The 14,396-nt window shown below is 72.7% G+C and carries 13 protein-coding genes and 1 tRNA gene; 7 read left to right on the top strand and 7 right to left on the bottom strand.

The features are described 5' to 3' along the window. A partial coding sequence (locus tag B2P18_RS08925; protein ID WP_286958154.1) for a hypothetical protein occupies positions 1-257 on the top strand: 257 nt, incomplete at its 5' end. Between the two features lie 54 nt (positions 258-311). Here the strand turns inward: B2P18_RS08925 and B2P18_RS08920 are convergent. The 3 genes from B2P18_RS08920 to B2P18_RS08910 form a co-directional block, all read right to left on the bottom strand. Next, a complete protein-coding gene (locus B2P18_RS08920; RefSeq protein WP_286958153.1) occupies positions 312-1,637 on the bottom strand; it encodes an ABC1 kinase family protein in 1,326 nt (441 codons plus the stop codon). A gap of 10 nt (positions 1,638-1,647) precedes the next feature. After that, on the bottom strand, positions 1,648-2,601 hold the full coding sequence (locus B2P18_RS08915) for a hypothetical protein (protein ID WP_029210389.1): 954 nt from the start codon (positions 2,599-2,601) through the stop codon (positions 1,648-1,650). Between the two features lie 172 nt (positions 2,602-2,773). After that, positions 2,774-2,929, bottom strand: coding sequence for a DUF5679 domain-containing protein (locus B2P18_RS08910; protein ID WP_019287526.1), 156 nt, complete (start codon positions 2,927-2,929; stop codon positions 2,774-2,776). 238 nt (positions 2,930-3,167) lie between these two features. On the opposite strand from B2P18_RS08910, the gene B2P18_RS08905 reads away from it, so the two are divergent. Continuing rightward, a complete protein-coding gene (locus tag B2P18_RS08905; RefSeq protein WP_084412411.1) occupies positions 3,168-3,995 on the top strand; it encodes an enoyl-CoA hydratase/isomerase family protein in 828 nt (275 codons plus the stop codon). A gap of 50 nt (positions 3,996-4,045) precedes the next feature. Next, positions 4,046-4,588 carry a M48 family metallopeptidase gene (locus B2P18_RS08900; protein ID WP_019287523.1) on the top strand — a complete coding sequence of 181 codons (543 nt, stop codon included), beginning with the start codon at positions 4,046-4,048 and terminating at the stop codon, positions 4,586-4,588. Positions 4,589-4,594: 6 nt separating this feature from the next. On the opposite strand, the gene B2P18_RS08895 is transcribed toward B2P18_RS08900, so the two are convergent. Together B2P18_RS08895 and B2P18_RS08890 are read right to left on the bottom strand one after the other, a co-directional pair. Further along, positions 4,595-5,164: an NUDIX hydrolase gene (locus B2P18_RS08895; protein WP_029210391.1), complete on the bottom strand. Its 570-nt coding sequence runs from the start codon at positions 5,162-5,164 to the stop codon at positions 4,595-4,597. Then, positions 5,161-6,627, bottom strand: coding sequence for a zinc-dependent metalloprotease (locus tag B2P18_RS08890; protein WP_029210392.1), 1,467 nt, complete (start codon positions 6,625-6,627; stop codon positions 5,161-5,163). The genes B2P18_RS08895 and B2P18_RS08890 overlap by 4 nt, the downstream gene beginning before the upstream one ends. A gap of 168 nt (positions 6,628-6,795) precedes the next feature. Between B2P18_RS08890 and B2P18_RS08885 the strand changes: the two genes are divergently transcribed. Both B2P18_RS08885 and B2P18_RS08880 read left to right on the top strand, forming a co-directional pair. Then, entirely contained in the window at positions 6,796-7,230 is a 435-nt protein-coding gene (locus B2P18_RS08885; protein WP_029210393.1) for a molybdenum cofactor biosynthesis protein MoaE, read from the top strand. Beyond that, entirely contained in the window at positions 7,227-8,309 is a 1,083-nt protein-coding gene (locus tag B2P18_RS08880; protein WP_019287518.1) for a YlbL family protein, read from the top strand. The genes B2P18_RS08885 and B2P18_RS08880 overlap by 4 nt, the downstream gene beginning before the upstream one ends. 32 nt (positions 8,310-8,341) lie before the next feature. Here B2P18_RS08880 and B2P18_RS08875 read toward each other — a convergent pair whose 3' ends face one another. Continuing rightward, complete coding sequence (locus B2P18_RS08875) at positions 8,342-8,875, bottom strand: PPA1309 family protein (RefSeq protein ID WP_029210395.1); 534 nt, start codon at positions 8,873-8,875, stop codon at positions 8,342-8,344. 216 nt (positions 8,876-9,091) lie between these two features. Between B2P18_RS08875 and B2P18_RS08870 the strand changes: the two genes are divergently transcribed. Next, positions 9,092-12,187, top strand: coding sequence for a UPF0182 family protein (locus tag B2P18_RS08870; RefSeq protein WP_286958152.1), 3,096 nt, complete (start codon positions 9,092-9,094; stop codon positions 12,185-12,187). Positions 12,188-12,269: 82 nt separating this feature from the next. Continuing rightward, positions 12,270-12,346: transfer RNA gene (locus B2P18_RS08865), tRNA-Met, on the top strand. 115 nt (positions 12,347-12,461) lie between these two features. Here the strand turns inward: B2P18_RS08865 and B2P18_RS08860 are convergent. Beyond that, entirely contained in the window at positions 12,462-13,655 is a 1,194-nt protein-coding gene (locus tag B2P18_RS08860; protein ID WP_286958151.1) for a glycosyltransferase family 39 protein, read from the bottom strand. Positions 13,656-14,396 lie beyond the last annotated feature (741 nt).

Raw genomic sequence — 14,396 nt, 5'->3', positions numbered from 1 at the left:
CCACTCAACGGGGCTCTATCCGTGAGGGAGGGGCGGAGGCGGCATACGATCTCGGGGTGGACGACGGCGGCAGGGATGACGACGGCACGATGACGTGCGGCAGCTGCGGGTGGCAGGTGGCGGGAGCGGACCTGGCCGAGGCCAGGGTGCGGTGGACGTTCGGCACCGAGCGGGGTCGGACGGTGTGGGCCTGCGAGCGGTGCAGCCGGCAGCACGCCCGCTCGATCGAGGGCAAGCTCGACTCCGCGTGGTGGTAGGTCGCGCGTAGTCCCTCCCGGCCAGGGGAGAGAGACCGAGCCGGAGGCGCGGGGCTACTCCGACGGCGGGTGCAGGGTCAGGTCGTCCAGCCAGTGGGTCAGGATGGCTCGCGCCTCCACCTCGCCACCGATCTGGCACAGCACGCCGATGCCTCCGGCCCACACACGATGGATGAGGAGGTAGTCCGGAGGTAGGTCGAGGACGGCGATGACCGACTGCCAGCGGGGCTCGCTGACGTGGGCGAAGCATCCCCGGAGCCACGCGCGGCTGAACGTGTAGCGCTCGTGGCGTGCCGGCTCGAGGAAGGGGTCGAGGAACTCCAGCAGCAGGTCCGGGGCGAGGTCGGCACCGGGGTGGACCCACCCCTCCTCGCGAAGCCCGTCCAGCACGGCGGGGCCGGTGTCGTCGCCACTCAGCGCGAGACCGAGGAGACGTCCGACGGCGCTGGGCATCCCACCGGGAAGGCGGTTGACGGCCCCGAAGTCGAGGACCCCGAGACGGCCGTCCTCGGTGATGCGGAAGTTCCCCGGGTGCGGGTCGGCGTGGAGCAGGCCCACGTGGTCCGGCCCGGCCAGCAGGAAGTCCAGGTAGAGCGTGGCGGCCTGGTCCCGCTGCTCGGCAGACCCCTCGCGGATCACGGCGGACAGGGGTGTCCCCTCCAGCCAGTCCATCACGACGACCCGAGGCGTCGCCTCGAGCACCCTTGGTATGGCGAAGAACTCGCTCCCGGCGAAGGCATCCGCGAACTGGCGCTGCGCGGCCGCCTCCAGCGTGTAGTCCAGCTCCTCGCTCATCCGGGCCTGCAGCTCGTCGGTCACGGCCTTCATGTCGATGCCGGTCCGCAGCGCGCCGGTCACGCGCGCGACGCGGGCGAGCTGACGCAGGTCCGACAGCAGGGCGTCGCCCGCCCCGGGGTACTGCACCTTGACCGCCACCGTGCGGCCGTCGGCCCACCGGCCGCGGTGCACCTGCCCGATGGAGGCGGACGCCACGGGGACGTCGTCGAGCTCGTGGAAGCGGGACCGCCAGTCGTCGCCCAGCTCGCTCGCCAGGACGCGGTGGACGGTCTCCGCAGGCATCGAGGGGGCGGCGTCCTGGAGCGCCGTCAGGGCGCCTCGGTAGTGCGCCGCGACCTCCTCGGGCAGCGCCGCCTCGAAGATGGACATCGCCTGCCCGACCTTCATCGCCCCGCCCTTGAGCTGGCCGAGGACCGAGAAGAGCTGGTCAGCGGTGCGGGCGGCGACCTGGGCCGCGACGGCCTCGGCCGGCGCCCCGCCGAGACGGCGGCCGAGTCCCACCGCGGTGCGGCCGGCGTAGGTCAGCGGGAGGGCGGCCAGGCGGGCCGTGCGGTGGGCAGACCGTCGAGGGATGTCGTTCACCCCTTGATTGTCACCCCGCGAGGGAGACCTGGGCGGGTAGGTGGGTGAGGCATCGCGGGTGGACCGACCAGGTGCGCTGGCGCGGGACGGGGTCTGCGTCGTGGACCTCGGTGGTGAACCCCACCGGGAGGCGACGCCTGGTGACCGCGTCCCGAGCATGGGCGGCCGCCGCGCCCACGGCCAGCGCCGTGGTGGTGGGGTCGGTGCGCGCGGGCCGGGGGAGGCCGTCCAGACGCCGCGTCGTGAGCTGGGCCAGCAGGCGCGGCCAGGCGGGATCCCGGTCGGTGCGGTAGCGGTCCAGGCACAGGGGGCAGGGGTCGGCGAGCCCGCCCCACAGCGGCCCGACGGTCACCGAGCCGTCCGCCACGACGACCGGCAGGACCATCGCCCACGGTGCCCACTGCCGAGCGACGACGGGGTCGATCGCACCGTCCGCCACCAGCACCGCCAGGGCGGGCGGCCGGCGCGAGTCCCTGGCGGCGGTGCCGGCAGAGGGAGACGGCAGGTGGGTCGGGGCGAGCTCGTCCTGCACGTGGAGGCGAGGGTGCTGTCGTCGCAGGGCGCTCGCGACCTGCTCCGCGAGGTCGCCGATCCCGGCGACGAGCACCGGGACGCGAGCCAGGTCCGACGCGTCCGAGGACGAGTCCACTCCCGGTGCCGGCAGTCGCAGCACGTCCCGGGGGCGGCCGCCGCCGGGTGACCGGGGGTCGAGCAGGCCGTGGGCGGTCAGCAGGTCCAGCAGGTCGCCGAGGCGGCTGTCGTCCTCCCCGTGGCGGACGTAGACGAGCTGCAGGTCTGCCCGGGAGCGGGTGCCGTCGAGCGCCATGACGACCTCACGATCGGCGGCGCTGAGACCGGCCAGCACCATCGCGGTGGGGTGGTGCGCCCCGAGCTGGAGCTCGTCACCGCCACGGTCGAGCAGGCGGAGGCCGGGGCGGAGGGTGGGGCGTTCGCAACGGGTCATGGGTCGTCTCCTACGGGATGCGTGATGGATCGAGCGTGCCACACGCAAACTCAGGCAAACGACAGCAAAAGTACTTCTGTGGATAACCATGAGCGGGACGGTCCCGCTCGGAGATGCCGAGAGGCGGTGCCGGCACAGGTGCCGACACCGCCTCTCGGACGGCAGGTGGTGCTCAGGCCTTGCCGAGGATGCGGTTGAGGTTGGTGCCGCACTCGGGGCACTTGCCCTTGGCCATGCGGCGACCGTTGGTCTCCACGATGTTGCCCTCGGCCTCACGCTTGGCCTTGCACTTGACGCAGTAGAACTCACCCTTGTAGGTGTCGGCCATGTCGTCTCTCCTTGTCGTTCGTGCCGCGGGTGCGGCAATCGGACTTCGGTCACCATAGAGCACATGAGAGCTGGTTCCGGGGATTACGCCGCGTCACCTCGCGAGCACGCAGTCGTGCTCAGGGCGCCCAGGCTGCCCCTGCCGCCCGCGCCGCCGGTCGCGATCCGTGGCTAGGCTCGAGCCACGCGTGCGGCCGGGACGGCCCGGCGCCAGCGCAGCGACGTCGACGAGGATGGCCATGGATCGTGAAAGCCTTTGGTGGGAGCAGGATTTCGAGCACCTGGCGGTGACCCGCCGGGTGCAGGGCGAGCGTCATACGGCCGTGGTCACCCTGGACCTGCCGGAGCAGCGCAACGCCATGAGCGAGGAGATGACGACCTCGTGGGCGCGTCTCGCCTCGTTGCTCGGGGACGACACGCAGCTGGCGTGTGTCGTGGTGACGGGTGCGGGCACGGCGTTCACCTCGGGGGGCAACCTGTCCTGGCTGATGGCCGAGCCGGACGCGTCGGTCAGCGACCTCCGGGCCAGGATGCGCACCTTCTACCGTCGTTGGCTGTCGATGACGAGGCTGGAGGTGCCGGTCGTGGCGGCCGTCAACGGCCACGCGATCGGCGCCGGACTGGCTCTCGCCCTGGCCTGCGACGTGCGCTACGTCGCCGAGGAGGCCAGGCTCGCCGTGCCCTTCACCGGGCTCGGACTGCACCCCGGTATGGCGACCACGTGGTCGCTGCCATCGGTCGCGGGGCCGGCGCTCGCGGCCGACATGCTCCTGACGGGGCGGGTGGTCCTGGGCCACGAGGCGGTGGGCCTGGGACTGGCGTCCGCGGCCGCCCCGGCGGACGAGGTGCTCCGGCTGGCCCTGGACGCCGCCGACCGCGTCGCCGCCGCGGCGCCGGTGGCCACGAGGCTGACCCTGGCCGCGCTGCGGGACGGCGGCCACGACGGTCCGGCCGCGGCGCTGGAGTGGGAGGCCCTCGCACAGGCCACCACGATGGCGACGGCGGACCTGCAGGAGGGCGTCCGGGCGGCGACCGAGCGGCGACCGCCCACCTTCACCGGCCGCTGAGCACGGCGCGCTTGCCCCGGGCCACGCCCGAGCGCCGCTAGGGTGCCGCCATGAGTGAGGTCGAGGTGCGCCGGAGCACCCGTCGACGCCGCACCGTCAGCGCCTACCGCGAGGGCGATCGCATCGTCGTGCTCATCCCCGCCGGGCACTCCCGCCGCCAGGAGCAGGAGTGGATCGACCAGATGGTCGGCCGCATCGAGGCGCGCGAGCACCGGGTGCGCCCGAGCGACGGCCGGCTGGCCGAGCGGGCGTGGGAGCTGTCCCAGTCCTACCTCGGTGGCCTGGCCAGGCCCGCGAGCATCTCCTGGGTGTCCAACCAGCACCGGCGGTGGGGGTCGTGCACCCCCGCGGACGGCACCATCCGGATCTCCGACCGGGTGGCCGCGCTGCCCCGGTGGGTCCAGGACTACGTCGTCCTGCACGAGCTGGCGCACCTGCTGCAGCCCGGGCACGGGCCGGAGTTCTGGCGCCTGCTGCGGAGCTATCCCAAGCTGGAGCGCGCCAAGGGCTTCCTCGAGGGAGTTGCGCACGGCGCACGCGATGACACCCCGCCCGGGGATCCGGGGGACACGGGGGACTGCGTCGACGGATGACCCGTCTCAGGGCGCGCGGAGGCCGGCCCGCTCGATCAGACGGGGCAGCTCCTCGCCGTGCGGGTGCGGCAGCGCGTCCACGGGCCACCAGGCGACGTCGAGGGACTCCGCGCTGACGACGGGCTCGACCTCGCGGACGACGGCGACGAACCTCAGGTCCAGGTGCTCGCGGCACACCGTGAACCCCTCACCCAGCGCGTGCCGGTCCAGGTCGACCAGGACCGGCGTCACCTGCAGGTCCGGGATGCCCGACTCCTCGCGGCCCTCGCGCTGGGCGGCCGCCGCCACGTCCGCGTCGCCGGGCTCGGCATGACCACCGAGCTGGAACCACGTGCGGGCCTTGCGATGGTGCGTGAGCAGCACCTGGCGCCGGTCCTCGGACAGCACCAGGACGCTCGCCGTGAGGTGGGCGGCTGGCCCGTGCTTCCACCACGCGTCGGGGTGACGGTCGAGGTGCACCAGGAAGTCCTCGCGCAGCGACTCCTCCCTCGCGTCGACCGGAGCCAGCTCTGCCAGCAGTCGTATGGCGTCCGCCCGGAGGCTCGCGAGGTTGCCCGGTCGCGCGGGGTCCGTCACGCCGGGCCGTCGGTGGGGCCGCCTCCGGGACGGTCCTCGCGCCCCTCCGACAGCAGTCGGTCGAGCTCGGCGTCCAGGTCGTCGCCCTGCCCGGAGCGCACGCGCTGGACGTAGCCGAGGACGTCGTCCAGGTCGTCGCCGGTCGGCGCCACGTCGGGGTGCGCCCAGACGCTGTCGCGCAGCTCCTGCCCGCCGGCGTCCTCGAGGGCTGCGAACAGGTTGGCGGCGTCGCGCAGCCGGCGGGGACGCAGCTCGAGCCCCACGAGCTGGGCGAAGGCCTTCTCGGCCGGGCCGCCGGTCGCCCGGCGTCGCCGCACGGTCTCGCCGAGGGCGGCCGCCTCCGGCAGGTGCGGTCGCGTGGCTCGGTCGGCGACGACGTCGACCCATCCCTCGACGAGGGCGAGCAGCGTCTCGAGCGAGGCCAGGGCGCGACGCTGGGCGTCTGAGGGTTCCGGGGTGAACAGCGTCGAGCCCAGTGCCTCCTGCAGGGCGGCGGGGTCGCTCGGGTCGACCGTGGACATGCGGGCGGAGATGCCCTCGACGTCGATCGAGATGTCACGGGCGTAGGCCTGCACGGCAGAGGTCAGGGACGCGGTCAGCCACGGGGCGGCGGTGAACAACCGGGACCGGGCCGCCTCGCGGGCCGCGAGGTAGAGGCGCACCTCGGCGGGGTCGACCTCGAGGCCCTCGGAGAGGGCGCGAACCCCGGAGGGGAGCAGGGCCACGGCGTGACCCGGCACGAGGGGGAGTCCCACCTCGGTGCCGGACACCACGTCCTCGCTGAGGCCACCGACCGCCTCGGCCGTCTGGGCGGCGAACATCGCCGCACCCATGCGGTGCATCATCGGGCCCATCTGCGCCATCATCGCCGTGGTGTCCATCCCCTGGGGGAGCTGTGGCATGCCCGGCATGCCCGAGAGCTGCTCCAGCCCGCCGTGCTCGGCGAGCTCCTCGAGCTGCCCCCGCATCGCCCCCGTCATCGCGGCCGTGACGCCGTCCGCGACCGGGGTGACCAGCTCGATCCAGGTGGGCATCGTCGCCTGGACCCACTCGGCCCGGCTCCACACGGCGTCCGGCGCGTTGGCCGCCTCGAAGGCCGTGGCCTGGTCGAGCCACAGCTGGGCCACGCGGATGGCGTCGGCGTGGGAGCGACGGTCGGCGTCCCCCACGACGGCGTCGCCGCCCTGGGCGACGCGCTTGCGCGCGAGGTCGAGCGCGACCGCCCCGTCGACGGCACCCTCGGGGGCCGGACCGGAGAACATCGCCTGGACCTGCTGGCGCACCATCGCCAGCTGGGTGGGGTCGAGCTGCTCCATGCCGAGCTGACGGAGGGCGTCGCGCACCTGGGGGTTGTCCGCGAGAGAGGGGTCACCCATCATCTCGCCGAGCATGCGGGCCAGGGCGGCGGCATCGTCGGGGTCGTGCGGTCCGGACCCGGGTCCGTTGGTGGGTGGGACGGTCACGACGTGCTCCTCCGGTCGACGGATCGGGTGGTACTGCAGCCTCAACGCTAGGAGGGAGCGGGGCGTTCCGTCACGTGCGTCCAGGGACGACGGCGTCGAGGTGCACCACCCTGTCGGTGATGGAGACTAGCCTCTCCCGCAGACGTCCCCCTCGACGGAAGGGCCCCCGTGAGCCAGCCAGTCCCCAGCGCCCGGCTCGTCGCCGTGCGTGACGCGCCGCTGTCCGTCGACGAGGTCCTGGCGGCGGTGAGCGATCCGCGGGCCGGGGCGATCGTGCCGTTCATCGGCATCGTCCGGGACCACGACAGCGACAAGGGCGTCACCAGCCTCGACTACTCGGGCCACCCCACCGCCCTCGACCGCCTGGCCGAGGTCGTGGCCGGCACCCAACAGCTCCCGGGCGTCCTCGCCGCCGCGGCGGTGCACCGTGTCGGCCACCTCGAGATCGGCGACCTGGCCGTCGTCTGCGCGGTGAGCGCCTCGCACCGGGGGGAGGCCTTCGACGCCTGCCGGCACCTCATCGACACGCTCAAGTCGACCGTCCCGATCTGGAAGCACCAGGCCTTCTCCGACGGGACCGAGGAGTGGGTGGGGCTGCCGTGACGGGGGCCTTCCCCGCCCCGGGGATCCCCGCTCCCCGCCGGCGGCGCCGTCGCGTCCTCGCCGCAGTCCTGGGCCTCCTGTGCCTGGTGCTGGTCGCCCTCGCCTTCATCCCGCTGCCGTATGTCGTGATGGGTCCCGGCCCCGTCACCAACACCCTGGGCGCGACCCGCGACGGCCGACCGCTCATCTCGGTGCCCAAGGCCCAGGACCACCCCGCGTCGGGCGTCCTCAGCTTCACCACCGTCTCGGTGCGGGGTGGCCCGGGTGCCACGGTCACGGCATACGACCTGCTGGCCGCGTCCGTCTCGCAGGCTCGCTCGGTCGTGCCCGAGGAGCAGGTGTTCCCCCAGGGCGCGACCAACGAGGAGATCAAGCGCGAGAACGCCGCCGAGATGACCCACTCCCAGGAGGACGCGGTGGTCGTGGCCGAGCGCGCGCTGGGGCTCACGGTGCCCGAGACCGTCTCGGTGGGGGTGCTCCCGACCGGGTCCCCGGCCATCGGGCGGCTCGAGCCCGGAGACCGCTTCGTGCAGGTCGGGTCCACCCCGGTGACCGGCAGCGCGGGGCTGCGGTCGGCGATCCAGTCCTACGCCGCCGGTCAGTCCGTGCCGGTCACCGTCGTGCGCGACGGAGCCCGCCGTCAGGTGTCCCTGCCCGTGCGTGAGCAGCAGGGACGCAAGGTGATCGGGGTCGGGCTCAAGGTCGACTACACCTTTCCCGTCAAGGTCACCATCGACGCCGGCGACGTGGGTGGACCCTCCGCCGGGATGATGTTCGCCCTCGGCATCCACGACCGCCTGACGCCCGGCGAGCTGACGGCGGGCCAGCGCATCGCTGGCACGGGCACCCTGTCGCCCGACGGGCGGGTCGGGCCGATCGGGGGGATCCAGCAGAAGCTCGCCGGTGCCCGCGCGGCCGGGATCCAGTGGTTCCTCGCGCCGGCCGGCAACTGCGGCGAGGTCGTCGGCCACGTGCCGGACGGGCTGCGGGTCGTGCGCGTCGACGACTTCGACGACGCGCTGGCGGACGTGCGGGCCATCGCGGCCGGCAAGGGCGCGGGCCTGCAGGGTTGCGGCTGACCCGATGCGCTCGTGTCAGACCCGGTCGACCGTCAGGCCTCGCTGAGGGTGGCCCGCAACGCCTCGACGAGGCCCGGGGCGATGTCCGGACCCATCGCGACGGCGTCGTCGCTGTCGTGGGCGCGCTGACGCAGGAGCGTCACCTGCTGGCCGGAGCGGTCCACGGCCACGAGCAGCCGCACGTCCTGGCGCGCCGGGTGGGACGCGAGGCGCTCGAGGGCGGCCTCCGGGTCCTCGGGCAGGTCCGCCTCGGCCTCCGGAGGCACGACGATCCGCTCGACGCTGATGGCGGTGCCCGCGACCTCGGCGGGCCACACGATGCCGGCCAGCAGGTCCTCCAGACCTGACGCGTCGGGCAGCTCCTCCTGCTCGATGGCCGTCAGGCCCGCGGGGTCCTCGCCCTCGAGCCTGGCGCCGAGCTGGGGCTCGGCAGCCAGCAGCTCGGCGGTGCGGACGAGGGCGAACAGCCGCGTGGGCTGGTCCCAGCCGGAGCGGGCCACGTGCTGCTCGGTGTCGACGGCGCACGTGATGAGGGGCGTGGGGACGAGCTGAGGAGTCGAGGTCACGGGTCCATGCTGCCTGAGGGCGGCAGGAACCCCTAGCCGGGGACTCCAGACAGCCGGTCAGCCTATAGCCGCCTGCCGAGGCCTTGACGGGGCCCGCGAGACATCGGCGAGCGTCCGGAGCCACATCAGGGTGACGTCTCCCGCCGACGTCCAGCGAGCCGGGGTAGGTTGGGCCGCGAGCACCACGGGCGGCAGTCGCGGCCCGGCGGCCCGAACGTGCAGGAGGACGACGCAGTGAGTGACGAGGGGCGCCCCGCGTCGGGTCCGGCCGATCCCGGAGGCGCAGGTGGCGCGGCACGTGCCCGTCGCCGACCGGGCCGGGGGAGAGCCGGGCGTGGGTGGCTCGGCCCGCTGCTGACGATCGTCGCGGTGGCCGCGCTGGCGCTGGGTGCGCTGGCGAGCGTGTGGACGCAGGTGCTGTGGTTCGACAGCGTCCGCTTCAGCCGCGTCTTCACCACCGAGCTGCTCACCAAGGCCGGGCTGTTCGTGACCGGCGCGCTGGTCGTCGGCGCCCTGGCCTGCTCGAGCATCCTCATCGGCCACCGGCTGCGCCCCGTCTACGCCCCCGTCACGGACGAGCAGGTCGCCCTCGACCGCTACCGCGCGATGCTGGACCCCCTGCGCCGGCTGGCCGTCTGGGTCGTGCCGGGCGTGCTCGGGGTCTTCAGCGGCACCGCGCTGGCCAGCCAGTGGCAGACCTTCCTGCTGTGGCTGCACCGGGTCCCCTTCGGCAAGCAGGACCCCGAGTTCGGGATGGACATCGGGTTCTTCGTCTTCACCCTCCCATGGGTGAGCTTCCTGCTTGACTTCGCCCTCATGGGCCTGGTCCTCGCCGCCATCGTGGCCGCCCTGACCCACTACCTGTATGGCGGACTGCGCCCACCGGGCATGAGCGGGCGCTCCACCAAGGCGGCGGTCGTCCACCTCTCCTGCCTGTTCGCGGCGGTGGCGCTGGTGCAGGGGCTCAGCTACTGGTTCGGGCGCTACGACCTGGCGGTGGCCGACTCCGGGCGCATCACCGGCATCACCTACACCGGCGCCCACGCGGTCCTCCCCGGTCGTTCGATCCTCGCGGTCGCGGCCGTCCTGTGCGCGCTCTTCTTCCTGGCTTCGATCTGGACCGGGTCGTGGCGGCTGCCGGTGGTGGGCGTGAGCCTGCTCGCCGTGTGCGCGCTGGTGATCGGGACCATCTATCCCATGCTCGTGCAGAGCCTCAAGGTCAAGCCGAGCGAGCGCACCCTGGAGCAGCCCTACATCCAGCGCAACATCGAGGCCACCAGGTCGGCCTTCGGGCTCGACAAGGTGGTCAAGACGCCCTACAAGGCGGAGACCACGGTCTCGAGCGGTCAGCTGCGCGGCGACGCCGACACCATCCCGGGCATCCGGATCGTCGACCCCGCGATCGTGGGGCAGACCTTCGAGGCCATCCAGGCGGTCAAGGCCTTCTACTCCTTCCCCGCCAGCCTCGACGTCGACCGCTACCGCCTCGAGGGCAAGTTGGTGGACGCCGTGGTGGGCGCCCGCGAGCTGCGGCTCGACGACCTCGACCGCTCGTGGCGCAACTGGGTCAACGACCACACGGTCTACACGCACGGCTACGGCCTCGTCGCGGCCTACGGCAACCGGCGCGGACCGGACGGTCAGCCGGTCTTCTTCGAGCAGAACATCCCCTCGACCGGCAAGCTCGGCACCTACGAGCCCCGCATCTACTTCGGGGAGGAGTCCCCGACCTACTCCATCGTCGGTGCCCCGGAGGGCAGCGGCGACGCGGAGCTCGACCACCCCGACGGCAGCGCCGGCGGCCAGCGCAACACGACCTACCGGGGGGCGGGTGGCGTCCAGATCGGGTCCTTCCCCCGTCGCCTCGCCTATGCCATCGCCTATCGCGAGCCCAACATCCTGCTGTCCAGCGCCGTCAACCCGGAGTCGCGCCTGCTCGACATCCGCAAGCCGCGCGAGCGGATCGGCAGGGTCGCCCCGTGGCTGACGCTGGACGGTGATCCCTACCCCGCGGTGGTCGACGGACGGGTCCAGTGGATCGTCGACGGCTACACGACGAGCGCCAACTACCCCTACTCGCAGCTGACCGAGATCGAGGACGCGACCTCCGACGCCCTCACGGCCCGGTCCGCGAACGTTGCCGCCCTGGCGCCGGCGCGCGTCAACTACATGCGCAACTCGGTCAAGGCCACGGTCGACGCCTACGACGGCACCGTGCACCTCTATGCGTGGGACGACCAGGACCCGCTGCTGAAGGCCTGGACCAAGGCCTTCCCCGGGACCGTCGAGCCCATGTCGGCGATCAAGGGGGAGCTGATGCAGCACCTGCGCTACCCCGAAGACATGTTCAAGGTCCAGCGATCGATGCTCGGCAAGTACCACGTGACCGACGCCAACAGCTTCTTCGGCGGGCAGGACTTCTGGAAGGTCCCGACCGACCCGAGCGACCGGACGACCGGGGCGCCCAGCCAGCCTCCGTACTACCTCTCGCTGGCCGTGCCAGGCCAGGCGGCCCCGACCTTCTCGCTGACCACCACCTACACCCCGGAGAAGCGCTCGGTGCTGTCCGCCTTCCTCTCGGCCGACGCCGATGCCGGGGGCAAGGACGGTCAGCGCAAGGATGGCTATGGCACGTTGAGGCTGCTCGAGCTGCCACGGGACACCCAGGTGCAGGGGCCGGGGCAGGTCGCCAACAACATCTTCTCCTCCAACGACTCGTCGCCTCGGTTCGCGCTGACGCTGAGCCAGTTCCTCAACAACAACTCGCAGGGTGGGTCCAAGGTCTCGATGGGCAACCTGCTGACCCTGCCCGTGGGCGGGGGAGTGCTCTACGTCCAGCCGATCTACGTGCAGGCCTCGTCCGGCACGTCCGCGTACCCCCAGTCCAAGGCGATCGTCGCCTCGTTCGGCGACAAGCTCGCCTGGTCGGACACGCTGGACGGCGCGCTCGACGGACTCTTCGGCGGCAACTCGGGAGCCACGGCCGGCGACCAGGGCACGTCGGGCCCGGCGGCCCCGACCGCTCCGAGCACCCCGACCCCGGGCCAGAGCCCAGGCACCCCTCAAGGCAACCAGGGCAACGCGGAGGTGGCCAAGCAGCTCACCGCAGCGCAGGAGGCGATGAAGGCGGCCGACGAGGCGCTGGCCAAGGGCGACTTCACGGCGTACGGCGAGGCACAGAAGCGGGTGCGGGCGGCGGTGGACGCGGCTCTCAAGGCCCAGCGTCCGGGACAGACCACCGTGGTGCCGGCGTCGCCGTCCGCCACCCCGTCGGCGACGCCCACCTCGACGCCGACCCCGACGAGTCCCTGACCGGGCCAGGAAGGGTGACGGAAGCGCGGCTGGTCGCCGATTTGCACCTCCCGTCCACCGTCGCGTAACCTGAAGTCACCGACGCGGGGTGGAGCAGCTCGGTAGCTCGCCGGGCTCATAACCCGGAGGTCGCAGGTTCAAATCCTGCCCCCGCTACCAACCTGGCCCGGGATTCGATCCGAATCCCGGGCCAGAAGCATGTCTGGGCGGTCATCGCTCCGCGGCTCTCCCGCCGGCAGGCACTCAGGCTCGCCAGGTCCGCGGCCTCACCACGTCATGGACGTGCGAACGACGAGGGCACCCGCGTCGGGTTCCGAGCCCTCTCCTCACGCGGACAGGTGCCGCTGCCTGGGCCAGACTCGCGACCAGGAGCCGACCGGGCCGGCGCAGACCCACACCCGCGCACCGGAGTCCTCGTTGTCCACGCCGGGGTCCAGGGTGGCCGCGAGCCGGCACCCGTCCCACAGGTCGGGGTCGGGCTCCCTGTCGCCGAGGAGCACGACGGGGCCGGAGCTCTCGGGTGGGGGTTCCAGTCGGCGTAGCCGTTGTGCCCGCTCCACGCGGGCTTCCCCGTGAACCAGCTCGACGCACCCGCCTCCCCGTAGTTCTGGCTCAGCACGACGACACCGGCCGGCTGCTGGTCGACGACGTCTTGCACCTGGGCGACCACGGTGGGCCAGCCGATGGTGCTGAGCTGGTCGTCGTTGATCGCGGCCCACGGGGTCGCGGCATAGAAGGGTGCCGGTAGCACGGGCAGGGCGGACGGCAACGGCACCAGTCCGGCGATCGCCGCGATCCAGACGAACCGTGAGGACCGGGGCCGCCCGGGCGCCGGCGTCGGGAGCGCCGGGCTCCAGCGTGCTGCGCCTGCTGCGGCCAGGGTCACCAGCAGGCCGCGGGTGCAGTCATGCTTCCCGCCGGTGGCGAGCAGCACCGCGAGCACCACGACGTATGCCGTCGCGACGGGCGCGACCAGGCCCGTCCGGTTGCGCAGGCCGACGCCGAGGCCGCGCACCGCCAGGTAGCCGCCGATCGGCCCGAGCAGCAGGAGCTGGAAGCCGACGAGCGTCACGGCCCCCAAGAGACCGCCGTCCTCAGCCCGGATGTCGGCACCGAGCTCGAGCTGGGGCCAGCCGTGGGTGGCCTGCCAATGGAGGTTCGGGGCCCACAGCGCGACGGCGACCAGGGCGGCCGCCCAGAGCCACGGACTCGCGAGGTGCCCCCGGAACCGCGGTGACCCCGCGAGCCCGACGACCAGGCCGAGGGCGAGGAACGCCGGCAGCGTCTTGTTCTCCAGCCCCACCCCGAGCAGCAGGCCTGCGGCCAGCCACCACCGTCGGTCTCCCGAGCCCAAGGCAGCGACCGCGAGGCGGGTCACCCCCACCCACACGGCCAGGTCGAGCGTGGACGTCGAGAGCAGGTGCCCGACGGAGGGCGCCCCCGGCCCGACCACCACCACCACCACCACCACCACCCACGGTGGCCAGCAGCGGGGTCAGCGGCGGCTGGTCCGGGTAGCCCCGCTGCGGGTGGTGGCCCGCCACGACGAAGTAGAGCTCGTCGCGATGGGGGCCGTAGCGGGGCGCCAGGATCATGAGCACGACCCCCGTCGCCGTCGCTACCCACGGCACCGCCCGGGATCGCCCAGCCCCCGCCGGCTCCTGCTGCTCGTCGGGCCAGGTGCCCGCGTCCCGTGCCATCCGTGCCATGGTCCGTCCCTCCCGGGAAGTGGTCGGCGATGCCGGACGAGGGGGACGCGCATGACCCTCGAACCACGCACCCGGGGGAGGCAACGCCCCGTCGACGTGATCGTACTCAGGGGCTCGAACGCCCGATTTGGCACCACCCGGACGCCTGTGTAATGTTTCCGCTCGTGCCCCGGCCACGGAGCGCGAAGCGGGACTCACCCCCCCGGGGGATGCGGATCACGCGGAGTTGACGAGGTGGCCACGAACGAGTAACCTAGTCGGGTTGCTTGGCGCAGACAGTCAGGACGAAGCACGTTCCCAACGGGAGCTGCGACGCCGGACTTGACGCGGGAAGCACGAAAGAGTAAGTTTGAATGGTTGCCACGACGCAGGAACGAACGAAAAGTTCGAGACCACGACGTGAGCGTCCGATGTTTGAGAACTCAACAGCGTGCCGAAATTCGATGCCAAGTTTTAAACCTCGTTTGAGGTTCCTTTGGTAGATGGACATTCAACGTCAT

It is taken from the genome of Arsenicicoccus sp. UBA2120, assembly GCF_002330965.1.
GTDB lineage: Bacteria > Actinomycetota > Actinomycetes > Actinomycetales > Dermatophilaceae > Arsenicicoccus > Arsenicicoccus bolidensis.
This window is presented reverse-complemented; position numbering and strand designations above follow the sequence as displayed.